Annotated in this window: 25 protein-coding genes and 1 tRNA gene; 13 read left to right on the top strand and 13 right to left on the bottom strand. The window is 61.2% G+C overall.

Going from position 1 to position 25,619, the window contains the following annotated elements; translation table 11 throughout:
- The 3 genes from VIW95_RS07155 to VIW95_RS07145 all read right to left on the bottom strand — a co-directional run.
- The coding region (locus tag VIW95_RS07155) for a bifunctional transaldolase/phosoglucose isomerase (RefSeq protein WP_331584831.1) at positions 1-1,809 on the bottom strand (1,809 nt) is incomplete at its 3' end.
- Between the two features lie 36 nt (positions 1,810-1,845).
- Positions 1,846-3,879 (bottom strand): transketolase, encoded by a 2,034-nt coding sequence (gene tkt / locus VIW95_RS07150; RefSeq protein WP_331584829.1) that lies wholly within the window; start codon positions 3,877-3,879, stop codon positions 1,846-1,848.
- A gap of 131 nt (positions 3,880-4,010) precedes the next feature.
- Positions 4,011-4,379, bottom strand: coding sequence for a hypothetical protein (locus VIW95_RS07145; protein ID WP_331584827.1), 369 nt, complete (start codon positions 4,377-4,379; stop codon positions 4,011-4,013).
- 222 nt (positions 4,380-4,601) lie between these two features.
- Between VIW95_RS07145 and VIW95_RS07140 the strand changes: the two genes are divergently transcribed.
- From VIW95_RS07140 to VIW95_RS07095, 10 genes are all read left to right on the top strand, one after another.
- Complete coding sequence (locus tag VIW95_RS07140; protein WP_331584825.1) at positions 4,602-4,814, top strand: type II toxin-antitoxin system MqsR family toxin; 213 nt, start codon at positions 4,602-4,604, stop codon at positions 4,812-4,814.
- A gap of 63 nt (positions 4,815-4,877) precedes the next feature.
- The gene (locus tag VIW95_RS07135; protein WP_331584823.1) at positions 4,878-5,372 is read left to right on the top strand and encodes a type II TA system antitoxin MqsA family protein; all 495 of its coding nucleotides are present in this window, start codon (positions 4,878-4,880) and stop codon (positions 5,370-5,372) included.
- A 74-nt stretch (positions 5,373-5,446) separates the two neighbouring features.
- Positions 5,447-6,694, top strand: coding sequence for a beta-ketoacyl-ACP synthase II (gene fabF / locus VIW95_RS07130; protein WP_331584821.1), 1,248 nt, complete (start codon positions 5,447-5,449; stop codon positions 6,692-6,694).
- Positions 6,695-6,714: 20 nt separating this feature from the next.
- Positions 6,715-7,692, top strand: coding sequence for a beta-ketoacyl-ACP synthase III (locus tag VIW95_RS07125; protein ID WP_331584819.1), 978 nt, complete (start codon positions 6,715-6,717; stop codon positions 7,690-7,692).
- A 111-nt stretch (positions 7,693-7,803) separates the two neighbouring features.
- The gene (locus VIW95_RS07120; RefSeq protein ID WP_331584817.1) at positions 7,804-8,763 is read left to right on the top strand and encodes an ArsA family ATPase; all 960 of its coding nucleotides are present in this window, start codon (positions 7,804-7,806) and stop codon (positions 8,761-8,763) included.
- A gap of 16 nt (positions 8,764-8,779) precedes the next feature.
- Positions 8,780-9,295, top strand: coding sequence for a GFA family protein (locus VIW95_RS07115; protein ID WP_331584815.1), 516 nt, complete (start codon positions 8,780-8,782; stop codon positions 9,293-9,295).
- A gap of 2 nt (positions 9,296-9,297) precedes the next feature.
- On the top strand, positions 9,298-11,283 hold the full coding sequence (locus tag VIW95_RS07110; protein WP_331584813.1) for a methylmalonyl-CoA mutase family protein: 1,986 nt from the start codon (positions 9,298-9,300) through the stop codon (positions 11,281-11,283).
- 7 nt (positions 11,284-11,290) lie between these two features.
- The gene (locus VIW95_RS07105; protein WP_331584811.1) at positions 11,291-11,761 is read left to right on the top strand and encodes a hypothetical protein; all 471 of its coding nucleotides are present in this window, start codon (positions 11,291-11,293) and stop codon (positions 11,759-11,761) included.
- 4 nt (positions 11,762-11,765) lie between these two features.
- Positions 11,766-12,665 carry a pyridoxamine 5'-phosphate oxidase family protein gene (locus VIW95_RS07100; RefSeq protein ID WP_331584809.1) on the top strand — a complete coding sequence of 300 codons (900 nt, stop codon included), beginning with the start codon at positions 11,766-11,768 and terminating at the stop codon, positions 12,663-12,665.
- 1 nt (position 12,666) lies between these two features.
- The gene (locus tag VIW95_RS07095; protein WP_331584807.1) at positions 12,667-14,235 is read left to right on the top strand and encodes a GMC family oxidoreductase; all 1,569 of its coding nucleotides are present in this window, start codon (positions 12,667-12,669) and stop codon (positions 14,233-14,235) included.
- Between the two features lie 48 nt (positions 14,236-14,283).
- On the opposite strand, the gene VIW95_RS07090 is transcribed toward VIW95_RS07095, so the two are convergent.
- The 3 genes from VIW95_RS07090 to VIW95_RS07080 form a co-directional block, all read right to left on the bottom strand.
- Positions 14,284-14,601 carry a hypothetical protein gene (locus VIW95_RS07090; RefSeq protein WP_331584806.1) on the bottom strand — a complete coding sequence of 106 codons (318 nt, stop codon included), beginning with the start codon at positions 14,599-14,601 and terminating at the stop codon, positions 14,284-14,286.
- Between the two features lie 48 nt (positions 14,602-14,649).
- On the bottom strand, positions 14,650-14,967 hold the full coding sequence (locus VIW95_RS07085; protein WP_331584804.1) for a hypothetical protein: 318 nt from the start codon (positions 14,965-14,967) through the stop codon (positions 14,650-14,652).
- Positions 14,968-15,220: 253 nt separating this feature from the next.
- Positions 15,221-15,296 (bottom strand) — tRNA-Cys (locus tag VIW95_RS07080).
- 157 nt (positions 15,297-15,453) lie between these two features.
- Here VIW95_RS07080 and VIW95_RS07075 point away from each other — a divergent pair.
- On the top strand, positions 15,454-16,179 hold the full coding sequence (locus VIW95_RS07075; protein WP_331584802.1) for a pyridoxamine 5'-phosphate oxidase family protein: 726 nt from the start codon (positions 15,454-15,456) through the stop codon (positions 16,177-16,179).
- 20 nt (positions 16,180-16,199) lie between these two features.
- Here VIW95_RS07075 and VIW95_RS07070 read toward each other — a convergent pair whose 3' ends face one another.
- The 5 genes from VIW95_RS07070 to VIW95_RS07050 are packed head-to-tail and all read right to left on the bottom strand — an operon-like array spanning position 16,200 to position 22,761.
- Positions 16,200-16,901 (bottom strand): SOS response-associated peptidase, encoded by a 702-nt coding sequence (locus tag VIW95_RS07070; protein ID WP_331584800.1) that lies wholly within the window; start codon positions 16,899-16,901, stop codon positions 16,200-16,202.
- A gap of 23 nt (positions 16,902-16,924) precedes the next feature.
- Positions 16,925-17,488 (bottom strand): glutathione S-transferase family protein, encoded by a 564-nt coding sequence (locus VIW95_RS07065; RefSeq protein ID WP_331584798.1) that lies wholly within the window; start codon positions 17,486-17,488, stop codon positions 16,925-16,927.
- Between the two features lie 54 nt (positions 17,489-17,542).
- Positions 17,543-18,715 (bottom strand): acetate/propionate family kinase, encoded by a 1,173-nt coding sequence (locus VIW95_RS07060; RefSeq protein ID WP_331584796.1) that lies wholly within the window; start codon positions 18,713-18,715, stop codon positions 17,543-17,545.
- Positions 18,716-18,725: 10 nt separating this feature from the next.
- Entirely contained in the window at positions 18,726-20,390 is a 1,665-nt protein-coding gene (gene pgm / locus VIW95_RS07055) for a phosphoglucomutase (alpha-D-glucose-1,6-bisphosphate-dependent) (RefSeq protein ID WP_331584794.1), read from the bottom strand.
- Positions 20,391-20,394: 4 nt separating this feature from the next.
- A complete protein-coding gene (locus VIW95_RS07050; RefSeq protein ID WP_331584792.1) occupies positions 20,395-22,761 on the bottom strand; it encodes a phosphoketolase family protein in 2,367 nt (788 codons plus the stop codon).
- Positions 22,762-22,875: 114 nt separating this feature from the next.
- On the opposite strand from VIW95_RS07050, the gene VIW95_RS07045 reads away from it, so the two are divergent.
- Positions 22,876-23,379, top strand: a complete 504-nt coding sequence (locus VIW95_RS07045; protein WP_331584790.1) for a nuclear transport factor 2 family protein — start codon at positions 22,876-22,878, stop codon at positions 23,377-23,379.
- A 32-nt stretch (positions 23,380-23,411) separates the two neighbouring features.
- The gene (locus tag VIW95_RS07040) at positions 23,412-23,720 is read left to right on the top strand and encodes a hypothetical protein (RefSeq protein WP_331584788.1); all 309 of its coding nucleotides are present in this window, start codon (positions 23,412-23,414) and stop codon (positions 23,718-23,720) included.
- On the opposite strand, the gene VIW95_RS07035 is transcribed toward VIW95_RS07040, so the two are convergent.
- Positions 23,721-24,740, bottom strand: a complete 1,020-nt coding sequence (locus tag VIW95_RS07035) for a hypothetical protein (RefSeq protein ID WP_331584786.1) — start codon at positions 24,738-24,740, stop codon at positions 23,721-23,723.
- A 308-nt stretch (positions 24,741-25,048) separates the two neighbouring features.
- Positions 25,049-25,606: a site-specific integrase gene (locus VIW95_RS07030; RefSeq protein WP_331584832.1), complete on the bottom strand. Its 558-nt coding sequence runs from the start codon at positions 25,604-25,606 to the stop codon at positions 25,049-25,051.
- Between the last annotated feature and the right edge of the window lie 13 nt (positions 25,607-25,619).

The raw sequence follows: 25,619 nt of genomic DNA, 5'->3' as shown, positions 1-25,619 counted from the left end.
GAGCGTCGCCACGTCCATCCCGATCAGCGCGGCGGGCACGAGCCCGAAATACGACAGGACCGCATAGCAGCCGACGATGTCGGGAGGATTCAGGAACACGCGGCGGAATTTATTTTCCTTGGCGAGCGCCGCGAGCCTGGTTCCGGGGTCGGTGATCGCGACAAAATGCGATCCCGCCGGACTCGACGACTTCGCTTTCACGCGCTCGAAGAATGCGTTGCAGTGCGACAGCGTCTCGATAGTCTCGCCGGTTTTGCTCGCGACGACGAACAGCGTCTTCGTGATGTCGATGTTGCGATCGAGCGCGCGAATCGTCTCGGGAACGGTCGAATCGAGCACGTGAAGTTTGGGATAGCCCGGTGCGCTGGGAAACGTCGTCGCGAACAGATCGGCGCTCTGCGAGGAGCCGCCCATCCCGAGCAGGACCACGTCGCGGAAGCCCGCGCTTCGCACTTCGCCGGCAAACGACGCCAGCTCTTTCACGCGCTCGGCCATCGTCTCGGGAGCCGTCAGGAAGCCGAGCCCGTTTTTGATCGTCGCCTGCTCCTTAGGTTCCTTTGACCAGAGCGCGGTGTCCTTTTTCCACAGCCGCGCAGGAAATTCGTTCTTGTCGAGATCCTTGTAGGTCGCGCTGACTTGCGATTCGTAACCGGTCGCCGCGACAGTCTGCTTGTCGTGCGCGCCATCGACGATTGCCGCGCGCCGGCCTTTGATTACCGCGCCCAAGTCCTCGAACGATTGCGCAAACGACTCGACGCCCTCTTTCTGCAACTCCTCGCCAACTTCGATGAGATCGATTCCAACCGATAAGAGCCGCTTGACGATGTCGCGAGCCTCGCTGACGCCTTCCTCGAGCGACGCGCGCGGCTTGCCGTGATCGCGAAACGCATCCATCGTCGCCGGCGGCATCGTATTGACGGTGTCAGGTCCGACGAGTTCCTCGACATACTTGACGTCGCTGTACGCGTGATTCTTGGTGCCGGTACTTGCCCACAGCGGCCATTGCGGACGCCCGCCCTTCGCGAGCACATCCTTGAAGCGGGAGCCCGCGAAGATTTCCTTGTAGCGCTGGTAGATGAGGCGCGAATTCGCGACCGCCGATTTGCCCATCAGCGCAGCGACCGCCTCGTTCGGCGCGGCCTTCAATTTGTCCTCGAGCTTGCGATCGACCAGCGTCTCGACGCGGCTGACGAATACGCTCGCCACCGACCAGACCTTGTCGATCGATTTTCCCGCCTTGAGCCGGCGTTCAAGGCCGCGGATAAACGCCTCGGCAACACTGTCGTAATGCTTCATCGAGAACATCAGGGTCACGTTGATGTTAAGCCCTTCGGAAATGAGCTGCTCGATCGCGGGGAGACCCGCGGGCGTCGATGGAACCTTGATCATCACGTTGGGACGCGCGAGTGCGGCCCAGTAGCGGCGCGCCGCCGCGATCGTGCCGTCGGTATCGTTGGCCAGGGTCGGCGAAACTTCGTAACTGATGTAGCCGTGGATGCCGCCGCTCTTGTCGTAGAGCGGGCGGAACGCGTCCGCCGCCATCCTGATGTCCTGCATCGAGAGCGCTTCATAGATTTCGTCGATGCTTTTTTTAGTGGGCGCGAGCTCCTTGAGCTGATCGTCGTAATCGGTGGAACCGGCGATGGCTTTTTCGAAGATCGTCGGATTCGACGTCATGCCCTTGAGGCCGTCCTCGTCGAGGATGCGGCGAAATTCAGCGGACGTGAGCAGATGGCGGCGTATGTAATCGAGCCATACGGCCTGTCCAAAATGCTCCAACTGCTTCAGAGGATTTTCAGCGTTGGCCATTGTTCGCTCGCTCCCTGATTGAAAATTCGGTCGAGCTTACGAGCGCGCGAGCAACTTCGAAGCGCGCTCGACGACGTTGTCGACGGTGAAGCCGAAATGCTTCATCACATCTTCGGACTTGCCCGACGCGCCGTAGGTCGTCATGCCGATAATGTCACCGTCGAGCCCGACCCATCGGTACCACGACATCGTCGCGCCCGCTTCGACAGCCAGCCGGCGGCGAATGCCCGGCGGCAACACCGAGTCGCGATAAGCCTGATCCTGCTGCTCGAAAATATTCTCACTCGGCATGCTCACGACGCGGACTGACTTGCCCTTTTCTTCAAGCTTCGATTTCGCATCGACCACCAACGACAGCTCGGAACCCGAGCCGATCAGAATGATATCCGCGGGACGGCCCGCGGTCTCGGCAATCACGTACGCGCCGCGACGCGCGCCGCTGGCAGGCGCCAGTTTCGTGCGATCGAGCGTCGGAACTTTCTGGCGCGACAGCGCGAGCAGCACCGGGCCGTGGGTATGCGTCATGATGGTGCGCCATGCCTCGACGGCTTCGTTCGCGTCGCCGGGGCGAATCACGGTGAGATGCGGAATCGCGCGCAGAGAGGATAGATGCTCGATAGGTTCGTGGGTCGGGCCGTCCTCGCCGACGCCGATCGAATCGTGCGTGAACACGAACACCACCTGGATCTCCATCAGCGCTGCCAGCCGAATCGAAGGGCGCGCATAGTCGGTGAAACACAGAAAGCTCGAGCCGTACGGGATGAAACCGCCGTGCAGCGAGATGCCGTTGAGGATGGAGCACATGCCGTGCTCGCGGATACCGAAATGCGGATTGCGGCCCTCATAATGCCCGCGCTCGAAATCCCCGCCATCTTTGATGTCGGTGAAGGTGGACTCGTTAAGATCGGCGGAGCCGCCGAACAGATTCCAGACTTTTTTCGCGATCGCGGCCTCGGCCTGCGAGGCTGAGACGCGCGTCGCGAGGCTGTCCTTGGGCGTGAACACCGGCAGCTCGGCGTCCCATCCTTTGGGCAGCTCTTTGGCGAGCGCGGTTTGAAATTCGCCGGCCAGCGCGGAATTTTTCCGGGCGTAGGTCTCGAACTTCGCGCTCCACTGTCGTTCCAGTTCTTCGCCACGCTCGACGCATTCGCGGAAATGTGCGAGCGCGTCGTCGGGCACGAAGAACGGCGGCTCGGTCGGATATTTGTAGAATTCCTTGGTCAGCTTGACTTCTTCGACGCCGAGCGGATTGCTATGCGCCGCCGAGGTGCCCTGCTTGTGCGGGCTGCCGTAGCCGATGATCGAATGCACGCGAATCAGCGACGGGCGGCTGGTCTCGGCGATTCCGTTTTCGATTGCCTTCGTGAGCGCATCGAGATCGTTCGCGTCGGCAACGTCCTGCGTATGCCACTTGTACGCATCGAAGCGCTTGACCACGTCCTCGTCGAAGCTGAGCTCGGTGTGCCCGTCGATGGTCACGTGGTTATCGTCGTAGAGATAGATGATGTTGCCGAGCCCGACGTGGCCTGCGATCGACGCGGCCTCGCTCGCGACGCCTTCCATCAGATCGCCGTCGCTGCAGATGCCGAAGATGCGATGGTCGAACAGGCCGGATTTGTCGCGCTCGAAGCGCGCTTCGAGATGCTTCGCCGCCATCGCCATCCCGACGCCGTTGCCGAAGCCCTGGCCGAGCGGGCCGGTGGTGGTCTCGACGCCGGGAGCGACGCCGTACTCGGGATGGCCGGGGGTTCGGCTGCCGAGCTGGCGAAACTGCTTGATGTCGTCGAGTGTGAGATCGTAGCCGGTGAGATAGAGCAGGCTGTAGAGCAGCATCGAGCCGTGACCGGCGGACAAAACGAAGCGGTCGCGGCCGAACCATTTTGGATTTTTCGGATTGTGGCGCATGAAGCGCGTGTAGAGCAGGTAGGCGGTGGGCGCCATGCCCATCGGCAATCCGCAATGGCCGGAGTTGGCCTTCTGGACCGCGTCGATGGTCAGTACGCGAATCGCGTTGATGCAGGTTTGGTCCAGGTCGGACCGGTTCGGTTTGATTTGCGCTGCAGTCGCCAAGATTTCACCACGGTTGGTTAGGGGCGGCCATCGCATCCGCCGTTATGGTCTTGTCACTTTCAATGACTGGATTTTCCGTCCAATCCACTTGTGGGACAAGCGCGATTTTTCTGATCAACGAACGGACGCGGTCACCAATCTTTCTTGTCGTCGTCCTTGGTGTCGCCTGCCTTGCGACGCATCACGTCCACGCTGGTTTTCGCATCACCTTTGTGACCGGCGCCGAGCGCGGCGGTGAATCGCTCCGCGATTGTCCGCATCACCGCGCCCTCTTCCGGATCGAGCGAACTGCCGAGCGCCGCCAGTTGCCCCATCGCAAGCCGAATCGCGGCGATCGACCCAGCCATGTCGCCGCGCTCGCGGCATGCCAGCGCGTCGCGCAGACGCTCGCGCACGCCGGCAATCGCAGGGCGGGCGCGCTCGCCGATCACAACTTCGAGTTCGCCAAGATTTTGCGCGAGTTTCGTGAACGGATCGTCTGCGGGATTGCTGAGCGCCACTAGTGGATTGTTTCATCGGTACAAGTTTAGATGCAAGGCCGCGGATCGTGGCGCGCGTCCTATTCCGCGTTGAATTCAGAATCGGCTCTTGCAAATGCGGAGCTGTACCCCCATAATGGGGGTATCGATTGGAGAAGCGCAAACCGCACTACCTGTTGCGGGACAGCAAAACAGCATTCGCCGATCCGGCGAAGCTGAACCGGTCATTCGCTTCCAGGCAAGGTGCCGATCAGCTCGGATTGGACGACTATAGCCGTGGTTGCCGCAATCCAGGCTTTGACTACGACAGATTTCGACAAGTCCATGACCTCCTATGCCGATTCCAGGATTTGGCAGGACGTTTACAGACCCAAGGTCGGCAAGACCGGGCTCTATGTGAAATTTACGCTCGACAGTATGAACGCTTTATTTCTAATCAGCTTCAAGGAGGCATAGGCAGTGGCACGTAACCCGCGAGAATATCCCGACACTATGACCAGCGCCGAGAGTGGCCGGCCGATGGTTCGTGGCGAGAAAATGGTGTCCTTCAAGATCCAGCGCAAAACCTTTCAGTACCGACAGCCAGGCTGGTGGTGTTCGCTGAAAGACCCGAACGACATGGAAGGCCAGTTGGTCGACGACGATAACCTGATTGCGGAAATGGCGAGGCGCACTGCGGAGGCTATGGTCAAGGGCGAGCAATTCACGCCGCTGCTGATCCGCGCTATCCGTTTGCTTTGCAAGCTCTCGCAGCGGGAGGCCGGCGAGCTATTCGGCACGGGAGAAAAGTCGTTCGAGAAATACGAGAGCGGCCAGATCAGACCGTCTGAGCCAACGAAGCGCCTTTTACGTCTGGCAATGACCCATCCTGAGATGTTCAGCATCCTGAAAAGGAAAGCTATCGAAGTGCCGGTAGAGATGGATTCGAAACTGGTTCGGCATACGATTCACGAGGCGCGTCTGGACCGTTTCTATGCTCCTCTGTTCCGAGTCCAGCGATCCAAAAATGGCTGAGCGGGCGGATTCTCGACCAGCGGGGGTTTTTGGTAGATGATTAAGTTTGAACTCGACGGAGGATGAGGGGCCCGATGAGACGAATGCTTGAGCGCCGCGTGGTGGTCACCGGAGTTGGACTGGTAACGCCGCTCGGAGTTGGAGTGGAGAAGAACTGGGACGCCCTGATGGCGGGGCGGTCCGGTATCGGCCCGATTACGCGCTTCGACGCCTCGGAATTCCCCGCGCGCATCGCCGGCGAGGTGCGGGATTTCAATCCCGAGGACTGGATCGAGAAGCGCGACATCAAAAAAATGGACCCGTTCATCCAGTATGCGGTCGCGTCCGCTGAGCAGGCGATGCGCCAGTCGGGGTTCAAGATTACCGAAGAGAACGCTGACAACGTCGGCGTGTTGATCGGCGTCGGTATCGGCGGCCTCTGCACAATCGAGGAGTACCACAAGGTCTTCATGGACACGGGGCTGCGTCACGTCACCCCATTTTTCATCCCCAAGCTGATCGGCAACCTTGCGCCCGGCCAAATCTCGATCCGCTACGGAGCGCGCGGCGTCAACCTTACGACCACCAGCGCGTGCGCGTCGGGCAGTCATGCGATCGGCGAGGCGTACCGCATGATCAGGCTCGGCTACCTGGACGCCGCAATAACCGGCGGCTCGGAGGCCGCAATCACGTCGCTCGGCGTGGGTGGGTTTGTCGCGATGCGCGCGCTTTCGACGCGCAACGAAGAACCGGCGAAGGCCAGCCGTCCATTCGACAAAGAGCGCGATGGCTTCGTGATGTCGGAGGGCTCGGCCGCCCTGATCCTCGAGGAGCGCGACGCCGCAATCCAGCGCGGCGCAAAGATCATTGCTGAAATCTGCGGTTACGCCGCCAACAGCGACGCTTACCACATCACGTCTCCCGCGCCGGAGGGCCGCGGCGCCGCCAAGTGCATGCGGATGTGTCTGGAGGACAGCGACCTCGATCCCAACGTTGTCGATTACATCAACGCGCACGGAACCTCGACCGAGCAAGGCGACCTCGCGGAAACTCAGGCGGTCAAGCATGTCTTCGGCGAGCGCGCCGCGAAAGTTGCGATCAGTTCGACCAAGTCGATGACCGGGCATACGCTCGGCGCGGCCGGCGCGATCGAGTCGGTGTACACTGTGCTCGCGATCGATCGCGGGATGATGCCGCCGACTATCAACCAGGAATTTCCCGACCCCGCATGCGACCTCGACTACGTGCCGAACAAGCCGCGCGCCGCGAAGATTCGCATCGCGCTCAATAATTCGTTCGGATTCGGCGGCACCAACACGACGCTGGCCTTCAGGCCCGCTTAACCAGGGCTGGACCGTTCATCATGGGCTCAAGAATTGTCGCCACCGGACGGGCCGTACCGCGCACGGCACTGACTAACAAAGATCTCGAGCGGTACATGGACACCTCCGACGAATGGATTCGGTCGCGCACCGGAATCGGCCAGCGCTACCTGATGCGCCAGGGTGAGTCGCTCGCGCAAATCGCGACCGACGCGAGCCGCACTGCGCTCGAGCGCGCGGGCGTCAAGCCGGGCGAGCTCGACGCGATCATCGTCGGCACCGTTTCGTCGGAGTACGGCTTTCCGTCCTTCGCCTGCCAGATTCAGCATGGTCTCGGCATCACGTCGATCCCTGCCTTCGACGTCGCCGCCGCGTGTTCGGGCTTCGTCTATGCGCTTCAAGTCGCGGACGCACAGATGCGCGCCGGCGATTTCAAGCGCGTACTGGTGGTCGGCGCCGACGCGCTGTCGACGATGGTCGATTGGAACGATCGAAGGACCGCGGTTCTGTTCGGCGACGGCGCCGGCGCATGCGTGCTGGTCACCGAGCCGGGAAATCGCGGCGTACTGGCGAGCCTGCTGCGTTCCGCCGGCGAGCATTGGACTCTGCTCTCGGTCCGCGCGACTGGAACCCGCAGCACGATCGATTCCGAAGTGCGGCGCTCCCCCGATGACGCGATTCAAATGAAGGGCCCCGAGCTCTTCAAGATTGCCGTCAAGAGCATGGAAGAAGTCAGCCGGCTGGTCGCCGAGCGCGCCGGCGTCAAGCTCGACGAGATCGATCTGTTCGTACCGCATCAGGCGAACATGCGGATTATTTCCGCCGTCGCGGAGCGTCTCGGGCTACCCGCGGAAAGAGTGTTCACGAATATAGATCGCTACGGCAACACTTCGGCCGCGTCGGTGCCGATCGCGCTCGACGAGGCGCTCGAGCAAGGCCGCATTCACGATGGCAGCATCGTGATGCTGAACGCATGCGGCGGCGGCCTCACCTGGGGCGCGAACCTGGTCCGCTGGTAATTTTCACTCTGGTTGTGCGAAGAACCTAACCCCTAACCCCTTCCCGCGCGGGAAGGGAACCGGACTTAAGAACACCAGCCGCGAAATCCAGTCACCTAGCCCTTCGCACAAATGCTGAACGAAATCCTCGCCCGACGCGTGCTGATCGTGCTCGGCAAGGGCGGCGTCGGCAAATCCACGCTCAGCGCCGCGATCGCCAAGGTCGCGACCCTCTCCGGCGCGAGCGCGCTAGTCATGGAATGCGACGCACGTGCTCCGCTGGCTGCCACGTTCGGCGTCGCGTCGTCGTTCGTGCCGACGCAAGTCGCGCACAATCTGGCGCTGATGACGCTCGACGGCCGCGCCGCGCTCGAGGAATATCTGCGCCTGGTGGTGCCGGGGCGGATGCTGCTGAAGGCGGTGTTCGCCAGCCGCCTCTACCAGTTTTTCGTGCAAGCCGCGCCGGGTCTGCGCGAACTGATGATGCTCGGGAAAGTATTTTACGACGCCGAGCAACCCGATCCCAAGCCGCACGCCCGCAACCTGATAGTCGTCGATGCTCCTGCCAGCGGCCAGGCGATGGGCCTGCTCAAGATGCCTACAGCTGCGCGCTCGACGTTCGGCGACAGCGTGGTCGGCAAGGAGGCGAGCAATATTTCGAAGATGCTGCGCGACCAGCGCAATTGCGCGATCGTCCAGGTCACCACGGCCGATACTCTTTCGATTTCCGAAACTATCGAGACTCACGCGCTCTTGAGCAGCATCCACCTCGCGCCGGCGGCCGTGCTGTTCAATCGAATGCCGCCATCGGAGTTCGGCGCCGAAGACATCTCGACGCTGACCAACCGCCGCGGCCGTCATTTGCGCAGGAAAGATCTCGAGCATCTCGCCGAGCTCGCAAAGTCCGAACTAAAGCGCGCCGCGGACGCCCGCAAAGCGATCGCAAAAATCCGCACCGAGACAGGCGGTCCCGTGCTCGAGATTGCCGAACACAGCGGCATGTCGGGAATCGAGCTCATCGATCGCATCGCGGCCGAGCTCGCCCGTCATCGCGAAGACGAAACCGTTCCTCGCACGGCGCATCGACGCTGAACCGTCGGTCATCGCAATGTCTTGTCATCCTGACGAGGCGAGCAACGCTAGTGCGGTCGTCCCGAACCACAATCTATGGTACGAATGGTTTTTTTTCGGACTCGCCAATGAGACGCCTCAGGAGCCAACGATGACCACGCGTCGAGCTGAATGCCAGTGCGGCCAGCTTTCGGCCACCTGCTCTGGAGAACCCTACCGCATATCCGTGTGCCATTGCCTGGCCTGTAAACGGAAAACCGGCAGCGCATTCGGCTTTGGCGCCTGGTTTCGACAGAGCGACGTCTTGACTGAGGGGAATGCGACCGAGTTCGTGCGCGTCGGCGACGACGGCGGCCACGTCACTAACCGGTTTTGCCCAAATTGCGGCGCCACCGTCCTCTGGAGCATCGACACCTTGCCGGGCGTCGTCGCCGTATCGGCAGGCGGCTTCGCGGACCTCGCGTTCCCGCCGCCATCGGTGTCCGTCTACCACCAGAGCCGCCGGTATCCTTGGGTTGAGATACGCGCCGAACCGCTCGAGAAACGCGGCTGAGATTGAATGAGTCCATCGGCTGGAATCCCGAGGCCTCGATAACTAACCTCGTGGCGATGCCTGAGACTGAGAAGAAATCTCGCGCGCCTCGCGAGCCCTGGATAATCCGCACCTATGCGGGCTTCGGCGACGCGCGCCAGGCCAACGAGCGCTTCCTCGCGAATCTGCAGCAGGGCCAGCGCGGGCTTTCGATCGCCTTCGACCTGCCTACGCAAAATGGCTATGACCCCGACGCTCCGGTCGCGCGCGGCGAAGTCGGTGAAGCGGGCGTTTCGATTTGCCATTGGCAGGACATGGAGCAGCTGTTCGAGGGAATCCCGCTGCAGTCGATCAACACCTCGATGACGATTAACGCGACCGCGCCGTTTATCCTCGCGCTGTACCTGGTCGTCGCGGAAAAGCACGGCGTGCCGTGGAGCGAGCTGCGCGGCACGACGCAAAACGATCTGTTGAAAGAGTTCGTCGCGCGCGGCACCTCGATTTTTCACCCTGAGCTGTCGTTTCGCCTTTCCACCGACCTGATTCGCTTTGCCGTCGAGCGCGTGCCGAATTGGAACCCGATCAACTGCTGCGGCTACCACTATATGGAGAGCGGCGCCGGACCGGCCGAGGAAATCGGTTACGCCTTCGGCAACGCGCTGCTGATTCTCGACGCGATCCGTCCCAAGCTCGACGCGGCCGCGTTCGAACAGACGGTCCGCCGCATTTCGTTTTTCATCAACAGCGGTATCGAGCTGGTCCCGGAGATTTGCAAGATTCGCGCGTACTTCAAACTGTGGCGCGAGCTTTGTTCCACCCAATACAAGGTCAAGGACGTCGCCTTCCGCGCCGGATGCCAGGTGCGATCGCTCACGCTCACCGAGCCGCAGCCCGAGGTGAACATCATTCGCATCGCGTACGAGGCGTTGCCGGTCGTCCTCTCGGCCGATGCGCGGGTGAATGCGCTTCAGTTGCCCGGTTTTCGCGAGGCGCTCAGTCTGCCTGACCAGTCCGAGCAGACGCTGAGCCTGCGCACGCAGCAGGTCCTGATGCACGAGACAGGGCTGGCGGGCTATGGCGATATTTTCGAGGGCAGCAAAGTTATCGAGCAGCTCACCGCCGAGACCGCGGCGCGCGCGAGAGAAATCGCAATCCGCTTGCGCGAGGCCGGCTACTCCCGCGCCATTTCAATCGTCAGCGGTGAGCTGACGCGCCAACTGGCCGAGCGTCACCGCAAAGTCGAGTCCGGCGAGATCGTACAGATCGGCGTCAATGCTTTCACGGGCGAAGTCGGGCTCGCGCCGCCGCCTAAGCAGAACGCAGACCATGCGGCGCAGGCGTCGAAGGAAAAAGAACGTATCGAGTCGATCAAAAAGTGGCGCGCGACGCGCGACCAGGCCGCCGTGGCGAAGGCTCGCGAGACGCTCGAACGCGCGGGCGCGAATGATGGCGCCAGCGGACTGATCGAAGCGACCATCGACCTCGCGCGCGCGGGCGGCACCGTCGGCGAATGGACCGATTCGCTGGTGCGCGTCGGACGCGGACGCTACACGCCGCCGATTCTCGAAACCAGCGTGAGCGTCGGCTCGCTCAAGGTGCCGGTGGCGACGCGAAAAATCCGGATCGCGCTCGGCAAGGGCGGCCTCGACGGGCACATCAATGCAATCAAGCTGCTCGCGCACGCATGCATGCAAGCCGGGATGGAAGTAGTGCTTGCGGGATTCAAGCAGACGCCGGAGCAGATGGTCGCGACGGCGCTCGAGGAAGACGTCGACGTGCTTGCAATTTCGAGCCTCGCCGGCGCGCACATGTCGATCGCGCGAGAGACGATCGAGCTGCTGAAAAGCCGCGGCGCCGGCGACGTATCGCTGGTAATGGGTGGAATCATCCCGGAGGCCGATCGTAAGGCCCTCAGCGAGCTCGGCGTCAAAGCGGTGTTTACTCCAAAGGACTCGAACCTCGGCGAGATTGTCGGCCGCATCATCGCGATCGCGAATCGGGAGCAGTGAAGATCAGATGAGACTTTTGAAATTCTTCTCGACCGCCGCCGCCCTGGCGATGCTGCTCGCGAGTCCCGCCTTCGCCGAAGAGGGGCGCCCGTGGCTTTGCCGCGACAAGCCGGTCTTCTCGTACGATCGCTCGATGGAATACGTTGCAACCGCGCGCCCGGGCCGGCAATGGCGAATCTTCTTCATGCAGTATTCGCCCGACGCAGCGCACGACGGATTCGACATCGTGAACACGCGCGAGATCTCGTCGCATGGCGATCCGGTGGGCGGTAATCTCGCCGCGGGCCGATATTTTGCCGTCGCGCTGTACCGCGAAGGCGGCCACTGGATCTGTCCCGACTACACGCACGACGACCGCGATCCCAAACTCGGTGAAGTGAGTAATCTCTGCTACGGCGAAGACGGGCCGCCCTGCCTGGTCAAACTACAGGTGAAGCCGGACCATCATCTCGCGATGCCCGCGGCGCCCGCGCCTTAGCGCGATGAGATTTCATAGCGGTGAAATTGCGGTTCAGGAACGGGCCGGGGTCCGTGACATCGCGCAGGACGTCGGCGAAGGTATCGCCGATCACCTCCCGCCGGGCGCCAGCGACTTTCTTCAGCGCCGGCAAATGGCGGTGCTCGGCACCGTCGACAATCGCGGACACGTCTGGGCTTCGGTCGTAACGGGCGAGCCGGGGTTCATCGAGGCGATCGATGATCGCACGCTCAGAATCGCCGTGCGTGCGTCGTCCAGCGATCCGCTATTACGCAATCTGGCGACCGAGGGACTCACTGCCCTGTTCGCGCCCGACTTCGTTTCCTCGCGTCGCGTGCGCGTCAACGGCCGCGGCGTGATAAGAGATGGCGCAATCTTCATTACGACCGAAGAAGTTTACGGCAACTGCCGGCGCTACTTGCAGGAGCGTATTTTCGTCGGCAATCGGGAGCCTGCGGCGGAGGGGCAGGCGGCCAGCGCCAGCTCCGCGCTATCGGCATCGCAGCAACAGCAGATTTCTCGCGCCGACACGTTCTTCATCGCCACCGACAAGCCGGATCGGGGCGCCGACGTTTCGCACAAGGGCGGCAATCCCGGCTTCGTCCGAGTGCTCGACCAGCGGCGGCTCGCGTTCCCCGACTACAACGGCAACAGCATGTTCAATACGCTGGGCAACCTTACCGACAATCCGCAGGCCGGACTCTTGTTCATCGATTTCGACACCGGCCGCACGCTCCAGCTCACCGGGAGCGCGTCGATCGACTGGAGTCCCGAGCGCGTGAGGACCTTCGCCGGCGCTGAGCGAGTGGTCGAATTTGAGTTGGAGCAAATCATCGACACTCCTGAGGGCTTTCCACTGGTCGCCAAGTTCCGGCAATTCTCGCGCAACAATCCGAAGCTCTAGGATGCAAGTCGACAAGGCAGATTTCGTAATCGTCGGCGCAGGATCGGCCGGCGCTGCGCTCGCCGCCCGACTTTCGGAAGACGCTGGCCGCTCAGTCCTGCTACTCGAGGCTGGACCCGACTACCGCTCCGCCGAGACGCCCGACGCGATGCGCGTCGCGAATTTTGCCGCGATCGTTCTCGGCTCCGAGGACTTGCAGAAGTACCAGTGGGGAGCGCTGAAGGCGCGGCGCACCGATGTGCAGGAACCGATGGTGTACTGGCGCGGTCGTGGGGCGGGCGGCAGCTCCGCAATCAACGGGCAGATCGCGATTCGCGGGATGCTCGCCGACTTCGATGAATGGTCGCGCCAGGGATGCGTCGGGTGGTCGGGCGCGGAAGTGCTGCCCTACTTCAAGAAGCTCGAAGACGATCTCGATTTCGGTGACCGTCCGTATCACGGGCGCGGCGGCCCGATCCCGGTCTGGCGCATGCCGCAGGATCGATGGGGCGGCACGGACATCGCGCTGCGAGACGTGTGCCTCAATCTCGGCTACGGCTGGTGCGACGATCACAATGCGCCTACCGGCACAGGAGTGTCGCCGTACGCGATGAACCGCCGCAACGACGCTCGCGTCTCGACCAACGACGGCTACCTCGAACCGGCGCGCGGTCGCGCCAACCTGCGCATCGTCGGCGACGCGCTGATCGACCGCGTCGAGTTCGCCGGCAACCGCGCGGTGGCGGTGAGAGTGCGCACGCGTGACGGATGGACCCGGGTCGAGGGCGGCGAGATCGTCTTGTGTGCCGGCGCGATTCATTCGCCGGCGATCCTGATGCGCTCGGGGATCGGACCCGCCGACGATTTGCGCGCGCTCGGAATCCGCGTCGTCGCGGACCTGCCGGTCGGCAACGATCTGATCGACCATCCGATGATCGCGATGGGCATGACGCTGAAGCCCGCGGCGCGCGTCCCGAGTTCGTACGCGCGACACACCAACTGCGCCGTCAGGTACAGCTCGGGCCTCGGCGGCGCCGGCGAGAACGACATGTTTCTGCTGGCGATGAACCTGTTCGGCTTCAGCCGCGCGTACGGCTTCATCTGGATGACGGCGTACCAGACTTATTCGCGCGGACACTTGCGCATCACGTCGCCGAATCCCGAGACCGACCCTGACGTGCGCTTTCGCATGCTGTCCGACGAGCGCGACCTGGTCCGCATGCGCGACGGCATCCGCCGCATTCGTGAGTTCGCGCGCCATCCCGCGATTCTGAATGCGGCCGATGCGGTGGGATTCGGCAATCCGATGCTGATTACGAACGGCATGGCGGACACCCCGCCCGAGGGCGCCGCGCTCGACGACTGGATGCGCGCCAATTGCTTCGACTCGCAGCACGCTGCGGGCACCTGCAGGATGGGGCCGGCGTCAGAGCCGCGCACAATCGTCGATCCCGACTGCCGCGTGCTGGGAATCGACGGACTGCGAGTAATCGATTGCTCAGTGATGCCGGAGATAGTCCGCGCCAACACTCATCTCAGCACGGTGATGATCGCAGAGCTGATGGCCGACCGGCTCCGCGGGCGCAACTGAAAAGAGAGAACCACGGGAGAGAATCGCGTCCCCTCCCGCGATATTCGATCAGCCGATTGGAATCTCGGAGTAAACCGCGGATGAAACGAGATCCGCAGTGGGCTTATCAGTCGAGTTCACTTCCGCCATCAGCTTCTGCCAGTCGTTGTCGGTTTCGAGCTTCGTGCTGAGTTCCGCATGCGCCTTCCAGTTCGGCGTCTCGATTATGTACAGAATCGCATTTGGAGCCGCGCCCGCGACGCTCGTGAGCGTCCGCGTGCTGGCGCCCAATCCCCTCATAATCTTGTCCGCGCGCTTGGCGATACCGATAAACTGTTCGAGCGCTCCGGGACGCGGGTTCCACGTATACACTTGTGCAATAGCCATAGTTATCTCCTGATTCGTGATGAAAGTTTCTTTGCGCGCCGCTTCCGTTCAGCTCGGTACTTCGACGTTGAGTGCACTCACGAGCCGCTCGGCGTTCGGCGACTTGGCCGAGTTGATCTCGGTGATGAATGACTGCCAGTCCTTGTCGGTCTCAAGCTTTGCCATGTAATTGCCATAGTCCTTCCAGTCGCTGTGCTCGATCACCAGCGCGATGGTTCCCGCATTCGGCCCTGACACTTCGTTCCACGCGCGGAACTTCCCGCCGGCTCGCTTGATGATATTGCTGGCCTTCGCGATGTCGCGCATCAGCGCCTCGAGACGACCGGGTAGGGGTTTGAGAAACAAAACATTCGATACCGTTGCCATATGGATCTCCTTCACAGGTTACGGGTTTGTGATCGCAACGCAGGTGGCCGCGAGAGGAATGCCTCGCAACTGAGTACGCCCTTTTTTCGGCAGATCGCTGGTTCTGAGAGGATCAGGGAAAGGTGGCCTAGGATGATCAGGAACTATGCCGTTGCCACCCTCGCGTCAAGCGAACGATCTGCAACATCGCGCCCATCAGATCGTCCAAACAGGCGCAAAAAGAAACAGGAACGGTTAGCTGTTGGAGGTTTGATGGAGGCGGCGATCGGATTCGAACCGATGCATGGAGGTTTTGCAGACCTCTCCCTTAACCACTTGGGTACGCCGCCCCAGTCCATATCGTCGTCGCGACCGGACCCATTGAACTATCACGCGCGGGAAAGTGCATCAATTGAGTATCCGCACGCACATGCCGTCGCATGGCCACTCACCATTCTTGTATTATTCCGAAGCCGACGCGAACCGCTTTGGCGGGAGGACTCATTGATGGGCTCGAGTGGCAACGAAACCGATAAGCTGGTCGTTCTGGTCGAAGAGCGAGTGGAAGTGATCGTTCAGGTGGAGAACGCGCCGTCAGATTTCTCGATGCCGGGCTCCGACGGCGAGCATCTGCTACAGCAGCGGTACGGAAGGACGACTCACGCACTGGCATTTTACAAGCACCAAGTGATCGACCATCTGAATTCTGCGATGCAAACGTTTCTCGCCCGCCAGGAGTTGATGTTCGTCGGTACTGCGGACGCGAAAGGACACGCCGACTCAGCCTTTCGATGCGGGCACCCGGGCTTTGTGAAGGTCCTAGATGAACGCACTGTTGCCTATCCCGAATACCGGGGCAACGGCGTGATGGCGAGCCTTGGCAACATACTAGAAAATCCGCATATAGGTCTGTTGTTCATCGACTTCGGCGAGCAGATAGGTCTCCACATAAACGGCGGCGCCAAAATAGTAGAGAACAACGAATTTCTGGAATTCCTGAAGGACCATCCAGCCGAGCAAGAGATACTGGGGGACGCAGTCCTCAAGGACATATTGGAGAGCGACGGCGGACACCTGGAACGATGGGTAATGGTTGACGTAGTCGAAGCCTACGTCCAATGCTCCAAGCACATACCTCCGATGCAACGAATGGATCACGACATCAAGTGGGGCGGCGAAGACCATCACGCAAAGGGCGGCGACTACTTCGGCACCGCGCACAGCCAGAAGTAACTCTGATCCGGGACGTTGGCCTAAGAGCTTCGCAGCGACAGATTCATCTGGCCGGCGGGGTGCAGTAGATCGGGGGAGTCGTTGTCGACGTTGTTGACTTCGGGCGAGACTGGAGTGGCAATCAACAGGTCGGCGGGTGCGGGAACCAGTAAACGCTTGAGCGAATGCGGATCGGGCGCGCGCGGGTCCATCCAGTCGTCGGCGTCGCGATCAGCCAGTATCACCGGCATCCGGTCGTGATAGGACTCAAGTACGGCATTGGCCGAAGTGGTCAGGATCGTGAAGGTCGTTTCCCAGACGCCCTGCCCTTTCTGCCACGCCTCGTACAGGCCGGCGAAGAGAATCAGCCCGCTATCCTCGCGATGGAACCAGGTCGGCTGTCGCGCAGTCTTCGGCCCCGTCCATTCGAAGAATCCATCCGCCGGCACGACGCATCGGCGCTTCTTGAACGCGTCGCGAAATGCGCCCCGAGTCTCGACGGTCTCCGACCGCGCATTGATTGTCTTGGCGGCCATACTCGCGTCTTTAGAGCCGCTCTTGATAAGTCCCCAGGTGGCTGGAATCACCTCGCGATTTTCGTACTTAATTCTGACTATGAAATGTAGCTGTGTCGGCGCGACGTTGTAGCGAGGACGGTAATCGACGAACGAGTCCGGCGATACTCCCAGTTCCGCGGCCAGTGAATTGCCGTCGCGCCGCGTGATTGTGAATCGTCCGCACATTTTCCGGAGTTATGAAACTCGCGTCATCGTGCGGTTTCGTTCTGCGGCGTAAACGCGCGCTGGAATGATGGCCTTGCGAGCATGCGCTTCGCGTAGGTCTCCAGCGAGGGGAAGTCGTTCAGCAGATGGTGCCGCGAGTCGAGGTATATTACTCCCGAACCGATCATCACGTCCGCCGCGGTGATCTTGTTGCCGACGATAAATTCGTTCCCGTCGAGCACGCGATCAAGCACCAGGAAACACTCCTTCATACGCTCGCGATCGAGCGCGAATCCCTCGAGCGCGGCCATCGAGTAGAACATCCACTGGTAGTACATCCCGCGCTCGACGGTGCCGAGCGCCGGCGCCATCCGCTTGTCCGGGAACTTGTCGGCGAGATACGCACAGATAGCGGCCGACTCGAACATCGTAAGTGTCCCGTCCTGCAAGGCGGGTAGCTGTCCGTGCGGATGAATTCTTCGATACTCGAGACCCTTGTGCTCGCCGCCTTTGAAATCGATGAGCACAATCTCGTAGGGCACGGCGAGTTCCTCGAGCATGATCAGCGGCCTGATTGCCCTGGTTTGCGGTGCGTAGTAGAGCTTCATCGCCTCTGCCTCTTCAGGATCTTCTCGACAACAGATGCACTGCCGAAAAAGTGTCTATACAAATACCAGCCGAGCCGTGTGTAGAGCGACCATCAGATTTTCGTTGGTGGGGATAACGCGCACGCTGCATCGGCTATCGATGGTGCTTATCGAGTCTTCTCCAGAGTCGTTGCGTCGCGTATCGATCGCCAGCCCGAGGTGCGCCAACCCTGCGCAGACTTCCGCGCGTACTGCGGCCGCGTGTTCGCCGATCCCGCCGGTGAAGACGAGCAAGTCCAATCCGCCGAGCGCGGCTGACAGTGCGCCAATTGCTTTTTTGATCTGATAGCAGAACATTTCGATCGCCAGCGCCGCATCCGCGTTCGTCGCGCGCGCATCGAGCAAGATTTTCAGGTCAGAGCTGAGAGCCGAAACCCCGAGCAAGCCCGATTTCTGATTGACGAGTTCACCTAGTCGCGCCGCGTCGTATTTCTTCTGCTGGAGCAGATAAAGAATCAGGCCCGGATCGAGATCCCCGGGCCGCGTACCCATCATGAAGCCTCCCGCCGGCGTGAAACCCATCGTGGTGTCGAGTGGGCGGCCGTCGTGCACGGCAGCCATGCTCGCGCCGTTGCCCAGGTGCGCGATTATCAAGCGGCGCGGGACGTCCGCTCCCAGAGCCCGCATGATGTACTCGTAAGAAATTCCGTGAAAGCCGTAGCGTCGCACACCGGCGTCGTACAGGTCGCGGGGTAAGGGAAAGCGCTCGGCGCGCGCGGGCATTCCGCGATGAAACGCGGTGTCGAAGCAGGCGACCTGCGCAACTTTCGGATGGCGCGCGGCGACCGCCTCGATACCTTCGATACCGCCGGGCATGTGCAGCGGTGCGAATGGAATCAGTCGTTTCAAATCGGTGAGCAGCGCAGGCGTGACGAGCTCGGGAACGACGTGACTCGCGCCGCCGTGGACGATTCGATGTCCGACCGCATCGGGACCCGGCAGCTTCAGGCGCTCGAACTCGTCGAACAGCGCGTTGACCGCAACCTGCGGGCGCGCGAGTTCGCGATCTGATTCGGCAAGCGAGCGGCCGTTCGCATCGCGAATTGTGATTTTGCCGCCACTCGAGCCGACTCGATCCGCGGCACCTTCGGCCATGACCGATTCGGTGCCGCCGGAGATCGAGTACAGCGCGAACTTGCACGACGACGAACCGACGTTGATGCAGAGTATGGTGTGACGAGCCGGCAAGCCTGATTCCTCAGTTGGCTTTGTTCGACCCAGCCTGCTTGAAGACTCGTGCGATCAGCTCCTGCGCTTCAGCTTGAATCCTATGCAGGTGATCCTCGCCCTTGAAGCTCTCCGCGTAAATTTTGTAGACCTCTTCGGTGCCCGACGGCCGCGCGGCGAACCATCCGCTCTCTGCGATCACCTTGATTCCGCCGATAGGCGCTCCGTTGCCGGACGCAACGGTCAGCGACTTGATAATTTTCTCACCCGCTAGCTCTTTCTCATTCAGTTGCTCGGGAGCCAACTTCGCCAGAATTGCCTTTTGTGCGAGCGTCGCGGGCGCGTCGATACGTTCGTAGGCCGGCTCACCGAACTTCTTCGTAAGGTCGTCGTACATCGTGCCGGGATCGCGTCCTTCGCGCGCGGTTATCTCTGCCGCCAGCAAGCCGAGGATCAATCCGTCCTTGTCTGTAGTCCACACGGTTCCATCGGTGCGTAGAAACGAACCGCCCGCGCTCTCCTCACCGCAAAATCCGACCGAGCCGTCGATCAGGCCGTCCACGAACCACTTGAAGCCGACCGGCGTCTCGATCAACTTGCGGTCGAGGCTAGCGGCGACGCGATCGATCATGCTGCTGCTCACCACCGTCTTGCCGACGGCAGCGTCCTTGCGCCATCGCACGCGATTGCGAAACAGGTACGAGATGGCGACCGCCAGATAGTGATTCGGATTCATCAAGCCGCTTGAGCGAGTCACTATTCCGTGCCGATCGGCGTCAGTGTCGTTGGCAAACGCGACGTCAAAGCGATCGCGCATAGCCAGCAGACGCACCATCGCGTACGGTGACGAGCAATCCATTCTGATTTTGCCGTCCCAGTCCGCCGTCATGAAACGAAACGTCGGATCGACGAGGTCGCTGACCACCGTCGCCTTGATTCCGTACTTTTCGATCACCGCAGGCCAGTAATGCACCGCCGCGCCGCCGAGCGGATCGATTCCGACTTGCACGCCTGCGCCGCGAATCGCCGCCATGTCGATGACGTTGCCCAGGTCGCCGACGTAGGCGCCGATGTAATCGTGTTTGTGAAGCGTCGTCGCCGTGAGCGCCCGCTGGTATGGAACCCGCTGCACGCCGGCGAGTTTGTTCTTGAGAAAGTCGTTGGCGGTATTCTGAATCCAAGCGGTGACCGATGTGTCCGCCGGGCCGCCGTTAGCGGGATTGTATTTGAAACCGCCGTCAGGCGGCGGATTGTGCGATGGCGTGATCACGATCCCGTCGGCGAGCCCGCTTTTGCGGCCGCGATTGTAGGTCAAGATGGCGTGCGAGATCGCCGGCGTCGGCGTGTACCCGCCACTGCTATCGACCATCGTCTCGACGCCGTTGGCGGCCAGCACTTCGAGCGCGCTCGCGAAAGCCGGGACCGAAAGCGCATGCGTGTCCATCCCGAGATAGAGCGGCCCATCGATGTGCTGGCTTCTGCGATAGAGGCAAATCGCCTGGCTGATCCCGACGATGTGCGACTCGTTGAACGCGGTGTCGAACGCGGAGCCGCGATGCCCCGAGGTGCCGAACGAGACTCGTTGCGCGGGATTGTCGGCGTCTGGCTTGAGGCTGTAGTACGCGGTGATCAAACGCGGCACGTCGACGAGCTGCGCTTGATCGACAGGTTTTCCGGCGAGCGGGCTTACTTTCATAAGATCAATCCGGAGTCCATTTCCAGTTGCGAATCGCGGGCATGTCTTCGAGATGCTGGACCACGTACTTGCGATGCGCGTCGAGCGCCGCTTCCGTCATCCTGATCAGTTCGCGGGCACGCTCGTGGTAATGCGGCGCGCGGCGCAGACCCTCGATACAAAGGTGATAGCGGCTTGCCTGGTTCAGCACCAGCATGTCGAACGGCGTGGTCGTGGTGCCTTCTTCGACGTAGCCGCGAACATGGAAGCGATCGGGATTAGGGCGTCCGTGCAGAAGTTGATGAACCTCGCCCGGGTAACCGTGAAACGCGAAGACGACATCCTTGTCGCGCGTGAAAAGTTCGGCAAAATAGTCGTCGCTCATTCCGTGCGGATGGCGATCGGGCGGAAACAGCGTCATCAGGTCGACGACGTTCACGACTCGAATTTTCATTTCAGGCAGATATTTCCGAAACAGCCACGCCGCCGCGATCGCTTCTTCCGTCATCACGTCGCCGGCGCATGCGAGCACGAGGTCCGGCTCCTTGCCATTTTCGTTGCCGGCCCATCGCCAGACCGACGCGCCGCGCGAACAATGCTCGCGGGCAGCGTCGATATCGAGCCACACCGGATGCTCCTGCTTGTCGATAACGATCAAGTTGATGTAGTCGCGGCTGCGCAGGCAATGGTCCGCGACCGACAGGAGGCAGTTGGCGTCGGGCGGCAGGTAGATTCGCGAGACGATGCCGCGCTTGGTCAGCAGCGTGTCGAGAAAGCCGGGACCCTGATGGCTGAAGCCATTGTGATCGTTGCGCCAGCAGGTCGAAGTGAGCAGGTAGTTCAGCGACGGAATCGGACGTCGCCATGGCAACTCGCTCTTGCACGTCTGCAGCCATTTCGCGTGCTGCGTCGCCATCGAGTCGACGATCATCGCGAACGCCTCGTACGACGCGAAAACTCCATGGCGTCCGGTCAGCGTGTAGCCTTCGAGCCATCCCTGGTGGCAATGCTCGCTCAGCACTTCCATCACGCGTCCATCGGGCGAGACGTGGTCGTCGTAGCTTTCGACACGGCTGACCAGGCATCGGTTCTCGACGTCGAACACGTCGCCGAGCCGATTCGAGTTGGTTTCGTCGGGGCAGAACAGGCGGAAGTTCTGCTGTTTGGAATTGCGCGTGAAAATGTCGCGCAGCATCTTGCCGAAGGGCCGCGTCGATTCGACGTTGACGCTGCCGGGTTGTTCGGTCGCCACCGCATAGTCGGTAAAGGACGGGATGTCGAGCGCAACGGTCAGAAGTCCGCCGTTGGCGTGCGGATTCGCACCCATTCGGCGAGTTCCCTCAGGCGCCATCGCTTTGATCTCCGGCCTCAGGCGTCCACCATGATCGAACAACTCGTCGGGGCGGTAACTGCGCATCCACGCCTCGAGCAATTTCAGATGCTCGGGATTTTCTTTCACGCCTGAAAGAGGCACCTGATGCGCGCGGAACGTTCCTTCGATCTTTACGCCGTCGACAACCTTGGGTCCGGTCCATCCTTTGAGCGTTCGCAATACGATTGCAGGCCACGTCGGCCGTTTGCGGAACCCGTTTGCGCGCGCATCGGTCTGGATCGCGCGAATCGTCGCGTAGCAATTGTCGAGCGTCGCGGCGAACTCGCGATGCATCTTTGGCGGGTCGTCGCCTTCGACAAAATGAACTTCGTAACCGTGACCTTCGAGGAGGCGGCGCAGATCTTCGTCATCGTCGCGCCCGAATACGGTAGGCCCGGAGATTTTGTAGCCGTTGAGATGAAGTATCGGCAGGACCGCGCCGTCGCGCACCGGATTGAGAAACTTAACGCCCTTCCATCCGCCTTCGAGCGGCCCGGTTTCCGCCTCGCCATCGCCGATCACGCACGCGACGATCAGCTCGGGATTGTCAAACGCGGCGCCGAATGCGTGCACCAGCGAGTAGCCGAGCTCGCCGCCTTCATTGATCGAACCGGGCACGTGCGGCCCCGCATGACTCGGCACTCCGCCCGGCGACGAGAACTGGCGAAACAGCAGGCGCATCCCCTCGACGTCCTCGGAAATCCGCGGATAAATCTCGGAGTACGTGCCCTCGAGATAAGTGTGCGACATGACCGACGGACCGCCGTGGCCAGGACCGGATACATAAATGATGTCGGCGTCGTGCTCGCGAATCAGCCGGTTGAGATGCACGTAGACAAAATTCTGTCCCGGCGAAGTCCCCCAATGGCCAAGCAGGCGCGGCTTGATGTGCTCGGGCCGCAGCGGCTCGCGCAGCAGAGGATTCGCCATCAGGTAAATTTGGCCGACGGTCAGATAGTTAGACGCGCGCCAGTAAGCGTCGATGAGAGAAAGCTGCTGATCTGAGAGCGGTTCTGACATGAGGTAGAGGCCTCTAATCGCCGAAGCTTCGAAAATTCTCGCACTGCCTGCGGTTTGTTGATAGACGCAAGAAGTGAAGTTTCCGTAACGAACGTTCTGAAGGAGACCGTCATCATGGACGACGAAAACGCCAAACTTCAATTGTTGCTCGACCGCGCCGAGATCAGCGACGTGCAATTGCGCTACGCGACCGGCCTGGATTCGCGCGACTGGCCGCTGTTCCGCTCATGCTTCGCCGATGAAATCGAAACCGATTTCACCTCAGTCTTCGGCGGCGAGCCGCGCAAGGTGAGCGCCGATCGATGGACCGAAGCGGCGCGCCGCTCGCTCAGCGGCCTAAAGGCGACGCAGCACATGATCACGAATCATGTGATCACAGTCGCCGGCGACAACGCGACCTGCATCGCATACGTTCAGGCGCGTCACTATCTGCCCAACGACACCGGCGACCGCATGCAAACCATGTTCGGCTACTACACGAATCGGTTCGTGCGAACGCCCGCCGGATGGAAAATCCGCGCCTGCAAGCTCACACTCAGTTGGCAGACCGGCAACCCGCAAATCTTCACGCTCGCCAGCGCGCACTTCAAAGCCGCCGAAGCATCAAAGAAAAGTTAGCCAGCTCTCTTTTTGCCCGATGGAGGATGCCGATGACGCTCAACCTGAACCCACTGATCGCGGCGGGCGTCGTCGCATCGACGGCCGCTACCGACGCCGTGTACGTAATGTTCAACGCAGCAGTAACGGCGCGGCGTCCATCGCGAGCAGCGTCGTGGAGCGCGCTATGGTACATGCTGTCGGCGTTCGCGGTAATCAGCTACACCGGCAACTCGATCTACGTAATCTTCGCCGCATCAGGTTCGTGGATAGGTGCGTACTTCTCAGTGCGATGGCTGAGTCGTTCGGACTCAAAGGCAACGCCCGGCGGCCCCGCCGCGCTGGGAAATCCCCCGGTGTGACTAGTGATTGAGAAACTGGAACGCCGCGCTCCACACGTCCGGCGAGTTCACGATCCCGAGATGCGAGGTTCCCAGGATTGTGTCGAATTGCCCCTGCCCGACGAAGTCCGTGTGAGGAGCGCCGGCCAGCAGCGCGCTGTCGGAGAAATCGTGCGGTGCGCCAATGCTGTCCTCGGCGGGCACCGCGGGAAAGAAGATTCCATCCTGCGCCGACAGATACACGAAATCACCGCTCTCCGGCGACGCCCGGAAAATATTGCGGAGCACGAGGTACCTGGTCGGCCCAGGAGATTCACCCGCCGCGTTGAGCGTGGTGAGAAGCTGAGTATCTTCCTTTCCGTATTCGTCGCAGATCGCACTAGTCGGAATAAAGCCGCCCTCGCCTGCAAGCTGGAAAAAGTTGCCGGGATCCGGCGAGCAGTCGATGATGCCGTGGTTAGGCCCTTCGATCGCTACCAGCGAGCGCACGATATTGTACGCGTTGTCCTGGAACATCCACTCCCGCGCAACCGTCACGCCGAGGCTGTGCGCCACAATGTCCACTTGCCGCGCGCCGGTGGACTGCATCACCGCGTGCACGAATTGACGCAACAACGGAACTGCCGCAGCCGTGCTGTGAGCGATTCCTGATTTGTTGGTTGGATTGCTGATGAGGTCGCATTGGTCTCCCTGGTATCCCAGACCCCACAACTGGCTTGGAGCGTATCCGTTGTTGAGAAAAAATTGGGCAAGATTGTGGATATACCCGAACGGATTGCAGGCGGTCGCGAAAGGCGTGTCGTTATTACCATGCAAAAAGATGACTGGGACCTGGTCGTAGCGATGCGTGTTGCCGCTCGCTCCGAATCCGAGAACCGGAACGCCAAGATAGGGATTGATGATCACCGGGAAGTCCGCGGGCAAGGTGGTGCCGAGCACCGGAGAAGGCTGCGGATGCGGTTCGCGGGGATCCGAGAAAGCCTTTGCGTTCCACGCCAGCAGGAGCACGACTGTTACCGCGAGAAGTGCGATCCGTTTCATCGAAATTCCCTCCAATTACCGACAGCTGCGAACGACAGGATTTCCGTCTAGTCTCGATTTCCGCCGATTGCAACGTCTGAAGAGAAAGGCGGACGGCCGTGCGCGGCAACTCCTGCCCCATCGCGCGAAGACACGGACGAGGCTTTCGCCTTTGGCTAGATTTTTAGATTGGCTGAGAATCTGTGGAGCGGGTGATCGGTTTCGAACCGACGACCTCGTGCTTGGCAAGTAACTTCCCGCTGGATCGAAAAGCCCGCGCCGCTATTGGTTGTATGTCCTAGCTCGTCGGTTCCCATATATAGCGGCCTTTACCGTTGCTTCCCACTGATTCCCGCCGCTTGCCCGCCAACAATGGGTGATGGATGGGTGACGGAAACTGCGCGATCGAGCGCTTCCATCGCCGCGCTCGTCGGCCGTTTCAACCATCGGCCGTACACCTCGAAGACCATTCGAATCCCGACATGCCCTAGTTGCGCCGCGACGTGTTGCGGCGTGTCGCCTTGTTCGATCAAGAACCTCGCGCACGAATGCCGGCACTGATAGATCGTGCGCGCTCTCACTCCTGCGCGGCGAATGATTCGCGGCCAGTTGCGCGCGCGAAAATTGTTCAGATCGATCGGTGTACCGTTCGCGGACGGAAAGACGAGCTCGCCCTTCAGTTGCGAGCGAGCACGTTGCTCCTGCAACGCTCTCAGCACCAATCCGATCATCTCAACGTCGCGCTCTGAGGTTTGTGTCTTGGGCAAGCCAAGGCTTCCGTCGCGCGCTACGCTTTGACGGACGCGGATTAGGTCGTGTGCCCAGTCGATCTGCGGCCAGCGGAGCGCTAGCGCCTCATTGGGACGTACTCCTGTGAAGAGAAGCACAGTGAGGAGTGCG

Origin of the sequence: Binatus sp. (SeqCode) (genome assembly GCF_036522015.1) — a bacterium.
In the GTDB taxonomy this organism is placed as follows: domain Bacteria; phylum Desulfobacterota; class Binatia; order Binatales; family Binataceae; genus Binatus.
Note: the sequence above shows the minus strand (reverse complement) of the source record. Positions and strands in the feature narration are given on the sequence as shown.

Coding starts and splice junctions, on each gene's coding strand:
- VIW95_RS07135 (WP_331584823.1), top strand. CDS start 4,878: ATGGTTCGTGGCGAGAAAATGGTGTCCTTCAAGATCCAGCGCAAAACC.
- fabF (WP_331584821.1), top strand. CDS start 5,447: ATGAGACGAATGCTTGAGCGCCGCGTGGTGGTCACCGGAGTTGGACTG.
- VIW95_RS07125 (WP_331584819.1), top strand. CDS start 6,715: ATGGGCTCAAGAATTGTCGCCACCGGACGGGCCGTACCGCGCACGGCA.
- VIW95_RS07120 (WP_331584817.1), top strand. CDS start 7,804: ATGCTGAACGAAATCCTCGCCCGACGCGTGCTGATCGTGCTCGGCAAG.
- VIW95_RS07115 (WP_331584815.1), top strand. CDS start 8,780: ATGTCTTGTCATCCTGACGAGGCGAGCAACGCTAGTGCGGTCGTCCCG.
- VIW95_RS07105 (WP_331584811.1), top strand. CDS start 11,291: ATGAGACTTTTGAAATTCTTCTCGACCGCCGCCGCCCTGGCGATGCTG.
- VIW95_RS07100 (WP_331584809.1), top strand. CDS start 11,766: ATGAGATTTCATAGCGGTGAAATTGCGGTTCAGGAACGGGCCGGGGTC.
- VIW95_RS07095 (WP_331584807.1), top strand. CDS start 12,667: ATGCAAGTCGACAAGGCAGATTTCGTAATCGTCGGCGCAGGATCGGCC.
- VIW95_RS07090 (WP_331584806.1), bottom strand. CDS start 14,601: ATGGCTATTGCACAAGTGTATACGTGGAACCCGCGTCCCGGAGCGCTC.
- VIW95_RS07085 (WP_331584804.1), bottom strand. CDS start 14,967: ATGGCAACGGTATCGAATGTTTTGTTTCTCAAACCCCTACCCGGTCGT.
- VIW95_RS07075 (WP_331584802.1), top strand. CDS start 15,454: ATGGGCTCGAGTGGCAACGAAACCGATAAGCTGGTCGTTCTGGTCGAA.
- VIW95_RS07070 (WP_331584800.1), bottom strand. CDS start 16,901: ATGTGCGGACGATTCACAATCACGCGGCGCGACGGCAATTCACTGGCC.
- VIW95_RS07065 (WP_331584798.1), bottom strand. CDS start 17,488: ATGAAGCTCTACTACGCACCGCAAACCAGGGCAATCAGGCCGCTGATC.
- pgm (WP_331584794.1), bottom strand. CDS start 20,390: ATGAAAGTAAGCCCGCTCGCCGGAAAACCTGTCGATCAAGCGCAGCTC.
- VIW95_RS07050 (WP_331584792.1), bottom strand. CDS start 22,761: ATGTCAGAACCGCTCTCAGATCAGCAGCTTTCTCTCATCGACGCTTAC.
- VIW95_RS07045 (WP_331584790.1), top strand. CDS start 22,876: ATGGACGACGAAAACGCCAAACTTCAATTGTTGCTCGACCGCGCCGAG.
- VIW95_RS07040 (WP_331584788.1), top strand. CDS start 23,412: ATGACGCTCAACCTGAACCCACTGATCGCGGCGGGCGTCGTCGCATCG.
- VIW95_RS07035 (WP_331584786.1), bottom strand. CDS start 24,740: ATGAAACGGATCGCACTTCTCGCGGTAACAGTCGTGCTCCTGCTGGCG.